This is a genomic window from Rhizobium sp. BR 314 (assembly GCF_047445805.1).
Taxonomy (GTDB): domain Bacteria; phylum Pseudomonadota; class Alphaproteobacteria; order Rhizobiales; family Rhizobiaceae; genus Rhizobium; species Rhizobium lusitanum_B.
In genome coordinates this window covers 26,984-35,593 of the sequence record NZ_JARWLA010000048.1, presented here as the reverse complement: position 1 = coordinate 35,593, position 8,610 = coordinate 26,984, and the positions used below count along the sequence as shown (strand labels likewise).

Annotated in this window: 8 protein-coding genes; 3 read left to right on the top strand and 5 right to left on the bottom strand. The window is 58.1% G+C overall.

All coding sequences use genetic code 11. The features are described 5' to 3' along the window. Positions 1 to 255 (top strand): electron transfer flavoprotein subunit alpha/FixB family protein (locus tag QD461_RS33150; protein WP_414091254.1); only part of this gene is annotated, 255 nt, incomplete at its 5' end. A 41-nt stretch (positions 256 to 296) separates the two neighbouring features. After that, entirely contained in the window at positions 297 to 1,181 is an 885-nt protein-coding gene (gene purU, locus QD461_RS33145; protein ID WP_414091255.1) for a formyltetrahydrofolate deformylase, read from the top strand. A gap of 264 nt (positions 1,182 to 1,445) precedes the next feature. On the opposite strand, the gene QD461_RS33140 is transcribed toward purU, so the two are convergent. From QD461_RS33140 to QD461_RS33120, 5 genes are all read right to left on the bottom strand, one after another. After that, positions 1,446 to 3,068: an ABC transporter ATP-binding protein gene (locus tag QD461_RS33140; RefSeq protein WP_414091253.1), complete on the bottom strand. Its 1,623-nt coding sequence runs from the start codon at positions 3,066 to 3,068 to the stop codon at positions 1,446 to 1,448. A gap of 22 nt (positions 3,069 to 3,090) precedes the next feature. Then, the gene (locus QD461_RS33135; protein WP_414091252.1) at positions 3,091 to 3,885 is read right to left on the bottom strand and encodes an ABC transporter permease; all 795 of its coding nucleotides are present in this window, start codon (positions 3,883 to 3,885) and stop codon (positions 3,091 to 3,093) included. A 24-nt stretch (positions 3,886 to 3,909) separates the two neighbouring features. Continuing rightward, positions 3,910 to 4,857: an ABC transporter permease gene (locus tag QD461_RS33130; protein ID WP_414091251.1), complete on the bottom strand. Its 948-nt coding sequence runs from the start codon at positions 4,855 to 4,857 to the stop codon at positions 3,910 to 3,912. A gap of 89 nt (positions 4,858 to 4,946) precedes the next feature. Then, positions 4,947 to 6,506 carry an ABC transporter substrate-binding protein gene (locus QD461_RS33125; protein ID WP_414091250.1) on the bottom strand — a complete coding sequence of 520 codons (1,560 nt, stop codon included), beginning with the start codon at positions 6,504 to 6,506 and terminating at the stop codon, positions 4,947 to 4,949. Between the two features lie 61 nt (positions 6,507 to 6,567). Beyond that, on the bottom strand, positions 6,568 to 7,698 hold the full coding sequence (locus QD461_RS33120; RefSeq protein WP_414091249.1) for a trans-sulfuration enzyme family protein: 1,131 nt from the start codon (positions 7,696 to 7,698) through the stop codon (positions 6,568 to 6,570). 340 nt (positions 7,699 to 8,038) lie between these two features. Here QD461_RS33120 and QD461_RS33115 point away from each other — a divergent pair, with 340 nt between their 5' ends. Then, a complete protein-coding gene (locus QD461_RS33115; protein WP_414091248.1) occupies positions 8,039 to 8,521 on the top strand; it encodes an Lrp/AsnC family transcriptional regulator in 483 nt (160 codons plus the stop codon). The last annotated feature ends 89 nt before the right edge of the window (positions 8,522 to 8,610 follow it).

The following is an 8,610-nucleotide window of genomic DNA, read 5'->3' as shown; positions in this document are numbered from 1 at the left end:
GCATCGCGCGCCGCCGTCGATGCCGGCTACGCCCCGAACGATTGGCAGGTCGGCCAGACCGGCAAGGTGGTCGCACCGCAGCTCTATATCGCCTGCGGCATCTCCGGTGCTATCCAGCATCTGGCCGGTATGAAGGACTCGAAGGTCATCGTCGCCATCAACAAGGACGAGGAAGCCCCAATCTTCCAGATCGCCGACTATGGTCTCGTCGCCGACCTCTTCGAAGCGCTGCCGGAATTGCAAAAGGCGTCATAGGCCATCGTTTCGGATTCCAGTTTTAAGTGTGGCAGGGCATGATGAAGAACTATGTACTGACTGTATCCTGCAAATCGACGCGCGGCATTGTCGCGGCGATCACCGGCTATCTCGCCGAGCAGGGTTGCAACATCGTCGATTCCAGCCAGTTCGACGATCTCGATACCGGCATGTTCTTCATGCGCGTCTCCTTCATCTCMGAGGAGGGTGTCGGCGAGGCGGCGCTGGTCGAAGGCTTCAAGCCGATCTCGGACAAGTTYGCCATGGTCGCCGAATTCCATGACAGCAAGAAGCGCATGAAGGTGCTGTTGATGGTGTCGCGCTTCGGCCATTGCCTGAAYGACCTGCTCTATCGCTGGAAGATCGGCGCCCTGCCGATCGACATCGTCGGYGTCGTCTCCAACCATTTCGATTACCAGAAGGTCGTGGTCAATCACGACATYCCCTTCCACCACATCAAGGTGACGAAGGAGAACAAGCCGCAGGCCGAAGCCCAGCTTCTGGATCTGGTCGAGCAGACCGGCACCGAGCTGATCGTGCTGGCGCGCTACATGCAGGTTCTGTCGGATGCGATGTGCCGGAAGATGTCGGGCCGYATCATCAACATCCATCATTCGTTCCTGCCGTCGTTCAAGGGRGCCAACCCCTACAAGCAGGCCTATGAGCGCGGGGTGAAGCTGATCGGGGCGACGGCGCATTATGTGACGGCCGACCTCGAYGAAGGTCCGATCRTCGAGCAGGACACGGCGCGCATCACGCATGCGCAGTCTGCCGACGACTATGTGTCGATCGGCCGYGATGTGGAAAGCCAGGTRCTGGCRCGCGCCATCCATGCGCATATCCATTTCCGCACCTTCCTCAACGGCAACCGCACCGTCGTCTTCCCGGCRAGCCCAGGCTCCTACGCTTCCGAGCGGATGGGGTAAGGCAGGCCGGTCTATGACAACTACCAGAGATGAAGATGTGCTTATGTGAAGTTCTTTGGATTTCGTGTGGCGATCGAGGTTTGTTTCTCGGGAGAGAATGGGTTTCACCGGCACAATTAGAGAGGCTGTGCCCGCTTTTAAGCACAGGCGGTCGCGATTGGCCAAATGAGCTGTGAAGCCTTCCATGCCTCGATTGAAGTGTCCATTGAGATCGGGCGCAGTCTGCGCCCGCCCCGATAGTGCGGTTAATCAGTGGCGGAAATCCTAGGCCCGTCGTTTGTTCAGAACTTCATCCAGCCACTCGGAACGCATCTCAGGAACTGATGACAACAGCAGCTCCGTATAGGGATGGTAGGGCGGGGAAAAGACCTCGGCCGTTTCTCCATAGGCGACGACCTGTCCCTTGCGCATGATCGCCACCTTGTTGGCGATGCGCCGTACCGTGCCGAGATCATGGGTGATGAAGAGGTAGGCAAGACCAAATTTCTCCTGCAGTCGGCGCAGCAGATTGAGGATATCCCCGGCGACGAGTGGATCGAGCGCCGATGTGACCTCGTCGCAGATGATGACATCGGGTTGCGCTGCGAGCGCCCGGGCGATGCAAACGCGTTGTTTCTGTCCACCCGACAATTCGGGCGGCCGGCGGGTGATGAAGCTTTCCGGGAGTTCGATTTGGCGGAGAAGTTCGAGAACCCTTTCCCGAACGTCCTTTTTCGACTTGCCGAGGTAAAATTCGATCGGGCGACCGATGATTTCCAGAAGGGTCTGTTTGGGGTTCAGCGCGATGTCCGGGATCTGATAGATCATCTGGATACGCCGCAGCTCATCCCGCGAACGTTGAGCGAGCGCTGCCGACAACTCCTTCCCTTCAAAGAAAAGCTCGCCGCTTTCACGTGGAAGCAGACCGACGATAACCCGCGCAAGCGTACTCTTGCCCGAACCGGACTCCCCGACGACGGCAAGCGTATCACCGCGCTTCAATTCCATGCCGACATTGTCGATCACACGCGGTAGACCGCTATAGCTTGCGACGATCTTGTCCATGCGCAGAACCGCTGCTTCGTCGCTATGGCTCGCCTGAACAAATCGCTCGGTCGTGGCTGTGTTGCGTTCTGCCACCAACCGTTTGGTATAGTCCTCCTGCGGGTTCTGCAGGATGGCTTCCGCCGTCCCCGTTTCCACCATTTTCCCGTGGCGCAACACCATGATGCGATCGGCGATCTGGGCAACGACGGCCAGATCATGCGTGATGTAGAGGGCCGCCGTGTTGCGCTCGCGCACAAGCGCGCGAAATGCAGCCAGTACCTCGACCTGGGTGGTCACGTCGAGTGCGGTGGTGGGTTCGTCGAAGACGAGAAGATCGGGCTCGGCGATCATCGCCATGGCWGCCATGGCGCGCTGAAGCTGGCCGCCTGATACCTGGTGCGGGTAGCGCTTGCCGAATGTTTCGGGATCGGACAAATCCAGCGAGCGAAACAGATCGATCGCGCGCGCTTTCGCTGCCCCCTTGCTCATCAGCCTGTGCCGGATGACGACTTCGCAGACCTGCCGGCCAATGGTCAGTGCGGGATTGAACGAGGCGGCGGCACTTTGGGCGATATAGGCGATTTTGACACCACGCAGCGAGCGCTCCTCCGTCTTCGAGATCGCCCGGATATCGCGGCCGTTGAAAATGATCCGGCCTCCGGTGATCTCGCAGCCCGACCGCGTATAATGCATGCTCGACAGGCCGATCGTGGACTTGCCTGCGCCGGATTCTCCGATCAGCCCCAACACCTCGCCGCGCTTCACCGTGAAGCTGACATCATCGACGAGAACCGTTTTGACATCGGTTTGCGATGTGGCCTCGATGCGCAACCCTTCGACTTCAAGCAGAGTATTTTCCATCTGTGTATCCATCATGGCGCGCTCAGTATTTGGCGGCACTAGTCGAGACAAGCCAGTCGACCAGCAGGTTGATACCAATTGTCAGGGCGGCAATCGCACCGGCGGGATAGAACACGGTGGGCACTCCTAGCATGATCATGGCCGAATAGTCTTTCACCATGCTTCCCCAGTCGGCATTCGGCGGCTGAATGCCGAGCCCAAGAAAGCTCAGCGCCGAAATGAACAGGAAGGTGAAGCAAAAGCGCAAGCCAAACTCCGCGACGAGCGGTGGCATGGCATTGGGCAAGATTTCCCGGCGCAATATCCACCACAGGCCTTCTCCACGCAGTTTCGCCGCTTCGACGAAATCCAGCGTTGCGATATTCATGGCCAGCGACCGGCTGACGCGGAAAATGCGCGTGGCGTCGAGAATGGCGATCGTGACGACGAGGACGGCAAGATCCGTACCCAGAACCGAGAGCACGACCATGGCGAAAATCAGCGCCGGCATCGACAGCAGAAGATCGACGATACGCGACAGGATCATATCGATCGTCTTGCCGAGCACGGCAGCAGAAAAGCCGGTGAAAACACCGAGCGTGAAAGAGAGCATGGTGATGAGCAACGATAGCCCGATGGACAGCCGCGCGCCATAAAGCAGGCGCGAGAGGACGTCGCGACCGAGATTATCAAGGCCCAGCCAGTGTTGAGCGCTCGGCGCGGCCCAGGCCCGACCGAGAACGTCCGCTTCCGGATAGGGGGCGAAAATTGGAGCAAGCAACGCCGCCATTGCGCTTGCGATGACGATGAGCAGTCCGATTTGTGCCTTTAACGGCATTTTATGTCCGAAAAGCCGCATCATTCACCTCGGATGCCGAAGGCGTGGATTGCTGACGAGCGCCAGAATATCCGCGACCATGTTGAGCGTGATGAAGACGGTCGCAAAGATCAGACCGCACGCTTGCACTACCGGCACGTCGCGCTTGGCAACAGCATCCACCATGGATTGACCGAGGCCTGGATAGACGAATACCACCTCGATCACCACGACGCCAACGATCAGATAGGCCAGATTGAGCGCGACAACGTTGATGATCGGCGCCAGCGCATTGGGAAGCGCATGCTCGACCACGACGCGCCATTTCGGCAGGCCTTTCAGCAAGGCCATCTCGATATAGGGGCTGGACATGACCGCGATAACCGAGGCCCGGGTCATGCGCATCATATGGGCCACGATGACCAGAACCAGCGTCAGCATCGGCAGAAACGTCATGTAGAGCCGACCCGAAAACGGTGTTTCGGGGGTGACACTCGCCAGAACCGGAAACAGGCCCCAGTAGACCGCCACCCATTTGATCAGGAGATAGCCGAGGAAATACTCTGGCAACGAGATCGCAAGCAGCGTCACGGCATTGGCGAGGGCGTCAAATACGCTTCCCTGCCAGGCCGCCGTCAAAATGCCGAGCCCCACCGATAGGGGTACCGCAATGGCGGCGGCGTATAGTGCCAGGAAAAGTGTATTATAGATGCGCGGCGCGAGATCGATAGAGACGTCACGCTTGTTGATGAGGGACGTTCCGAAATCGCCCTGTACCGCGTTGCCGAGCCAATCGGCATAGCGCTCCACGACCGGCCGGTCGAGACCCAGATCATGTCGCAACGCGGCGACGTTTTCCTTCGTGGCATTGTTCTGCAGCACGGCTTGCGCGAGGTCGCCGGGCAGGATCTGGGTGCCGGCGAAGATGAGCACGGAGGCGGCCCATAGGGTCATCAATCCGAGTGCCGCTCGCTTGATCACGAGTGTGAGCACGTTTCCCTCATTTATCTTTATCGTTTCTCTTCGTACAAGGAAAAGAAGGCCGAAAGCTTGCGCCACGGCCTTCCGCCCGCTTTCCTATATCAGGCCTCAAGCCAGACCTTCTCGCACAGACGGCCATTGGCAAGGTCGAACTGGGTATGGGGAGCGTGCCCCTTGACATGCGAACGATGGGCATCCAGCCAGTCGGAGAATACAGGGATAAGAGCACCACCCTGATCTTGCAGCATCGCTTGCATATCCCAGATCAGGCTCTTGCGCTTGGCTTCCTTCACCTCGGCCTTCGCAGCGTCGAGAAGCTTGTCGAAAGTCTCGCTTTTCCAGTGCGTTTCGTTCCAGTTGGCGCCCGAATAATAGGCAGAAGCAAGCATGTCGGTTGCAGACGCGCGGCCGGCCCAGTAGGAGGTGCAGAACGGCGCCTTGAGCCAGACATTACTCCAGAAGCCGTCATGCGGTTCCTTCTTGACCGACACATCGATGCCCGCCTTGCCGGCAGAAGCCTGGAAGAGCACGCTCATGTCGACCGCCCCCACATAGGCCGCATCCGAGGCCGACAGGATCACCTTCGTATCGGTAATCCCCGACTTCTTCAGGTGGAATTTCGCCTTGTCAAGATCGTAGGGCCGCTGCACGAGATCGGTATTGTAGAAGGGATCTGAAACCGGGATCGGCTGGTCGTTGCCGACCCGGCCGAAGCCGTTGAACAGGGCGTTCAAAATCTGGTCGCGATCGCAGGCATATTTCAGCGCCAGTCGAAAGTCGGGATTGTTGAATGGCGCTGAATCCGTCTGCATCGCCATGATGGTATGCCAGCCGCCCGGCGACTGCACCAGCTCGATACCGGGTGCGGCGCGCAGCAGATCGACCGCGCGCTTGTCGACGTCATTGATGACGTCGACCTGGCCGGATACGAGGGCGTTCATGCGCTGTACGATATCGTTGACGACGGTGACTTCGATACGATCGACATTGCCGCGGCCCGTCTTCCAGTAGTTTCCGACATTGCGCAGCACGCAGCGCACGCCCGGATCGAAGCTCTCGACGGTGAAAGCCCCCGTACCGATCGGCTTGGCCCAGTCGTTAAAGCCTTCGGGTACGACCAGAAGGTGATAATCGGCAAGTGTGTAGTGCAGATCGACATCCGACGTCGCAAGCGCGACCTTGATCTGGTGCGTGCCGAGCTTCTGGATTTCCTTGATATGTTTCAAGCCGCCGGCGGCTGCCGACTTGCTGTCTGCGCCCGTATGAAGGGAAAGGGAGTAGATCACGTCATCGGCGGTCATGGCCTTGCCGTTGTGGAAGACGATCCCCTTGCGGATGTTGAAAATCCATTCTTTCGCCTGATCGCCAATCTCCCAGCTTTCGAACAATTCCGGCTGCGGCACGCCCTTTTCGTCGATTTCGATGAGGCCGTTCATGACGGCGTAACCGACCAGCAAGGGCACGGCGTTGGAATAGGAGGTCGGATTAAGCGTATCGGTCGTGCTGCCGCCACGCATGCCGATCTTCAAGGTGCCGCCCTTCTTCGGTGCCTCCTCCGCAAGAGCAGAACCGATCATATAGGGACCGGTGGCGGCCGTGAGGCCAAGGGCAGTCGCCGTCTTCAGAAAGTCCCGGCGGGACTGAGAGCCGATCAATGTCATATTCCGTTCTCCTCCATTGGCAGATTGTTTTTGGTTGTTTTATGCGGGTGCGGGTAGTGCATCAGCCTAACGCCGTCCACAGGTCGTCGATCAAATCCGATGCGGCTTCGATGCCTACGGAAAGTCGCAAGAGGTTCGGTTCGACATGCGAATTGGGTTCGATGGCTTCGCGTCGCTCGATCAGGCTTTCGACCCCTCCGAGCGAAGTTGCAGGTTTCCAGACGCGGGTGCGGGCAGTCACACGGTCAGCCTCTGACGCGCCTCCCTTGACAAGAATGGACACCATTCCGCCGAAACCGCCCGTCATCTGCCGCTTGGCCAGATCGTGCCCCGGGTGCGACGGCAGGCCGGGATAATAGACCTTTTCCACCTTCGGATGTTCGAGGCAGGCCGTGGCCAGTGTCATGGCTGATGCGCAGGCGCGCCCAACGCGCAGATGCAGCGTTCTCATGCCGCGCATGAGCAGGGCGGCCTGGAATTGGCCGAGAACGCTGCCATGATAGTCGCGATTGAAGCAAACTTGCTCCCAGAAATCGTCCGTCCTTGCGGTCATGGCGGCGCCCGCCAGAACATCGCTATGGCCATTCAGATATTTGGTGGCCGAATGAACGACGATATCGGCGCCAAACGACAAGGGTTGGGACAGAACGGGCGTGGCGACCGTATTGTCCACCACGAGCCGCGCTCCGGCTTTGTGCGCGATATCCGCCAGCGCGGCGATATCGTAGAGATACCAATGCGGATTGGAGGGCGTTTCAGCCCAGACGATACTCGTCTGTCCGGGTATGATCGCCGCACGCATGCACTCGAGATCCGTCATATCCGCATGGGAAAATTTCAGATTCTGTTGCGCCGAATATCGTTTCAGCCAGGTGCGCATCCCATGATACATGTCGATGGGGAAAACACAGTGTGAGCCTGGTTTCAGCGCCATGATGACTGCGGTCATGGCCGACATGCCCGAGCTGAAAAGCCGACAATCCGCTGCCCCCTCGAGTGTCCTCAGAGTTGCCTCCGGCTGCTCGAGCCCTGGATAGCCATAGCGGCTGTAACTCCAGCCGGTTTGCGAATAGCCCTCCGATGGACGAAGGAAGGTTGTCGCCAGATGAATGGGGGGAATGATTGCCCCTGTCGGATCGTGGGTTTCACAAGCACCCTGGGCGAGGGTTGTGTCCGGAAGATAGCGAGGCATGCGAGAGGGTCACCCGTCTTGAAATTGTGCCATCCGTCCAGGAGGGCGCTGTCATCTTCATGACACTATGGCACTCTCGCGCTTTATGGTTTTTTCGTTCTTTCGGTTCTGATCGAGAAATTTATAACCTGAGCAGCCTCGCCACGCATAAAACTCTCATCGACGCAATATTGGCCGCCTTGTGCATGCGTCTCGTTTCCCCTAGAGCATTCGGCTCAGGAGCGAGGTCGTCACATCATAGAGCGACATTCTCGAAAACCCACACCGAAGCACGTCGCGCGAGGCGATATTGACGCGACATGCTTGAGGTTGTGTAGATGGTCAGGATTTGGAGTGCCGAATGTCCTCATCAAAGGTGAGCCTCGATCGCATCGATCGCAAGCTGCTCAATCTGCTGCAGCAATCGAGCATGCTCACCTTCCAACAACTGGCAGACAAGATCGGCATTTCCCAACCCGCCTGCCATCGCCGCATCCACCGTCTACGCGACAATGGCGTAATCCTGGGCGATGTTTCGATCGTCAATCAGACCTATGCTGAGCGCAAACTGGCCATCTGGATCGAAATATCGCTATCGTCCCACCAACTGAATACGTTCAATGAGTTGTTGGTGATGCTACGGAGCTCGCCCTACGTGTCGTGCTGCGACGTGATTACCGGTGATACGGACATATTGGCCTGCCTCAATGTGGTTGATATGGACGAGTTCCGTGAAGTGACACGAGAGTTCATGCGCAAAAGCCCAATCATCAAAACCTATCGTTCCATCACGGTAGCCCAGCGCGTGAAACTTCATCCCAGCTATCTCTTTGACGAGAATTGACACAGGTGTGGTGTGTCGTCGATATAGTCTTTGGGGCTGCCTGAGCCTTCTCCAGCCATTTGCGTCGCGATTTCACCAAGAATTGCATT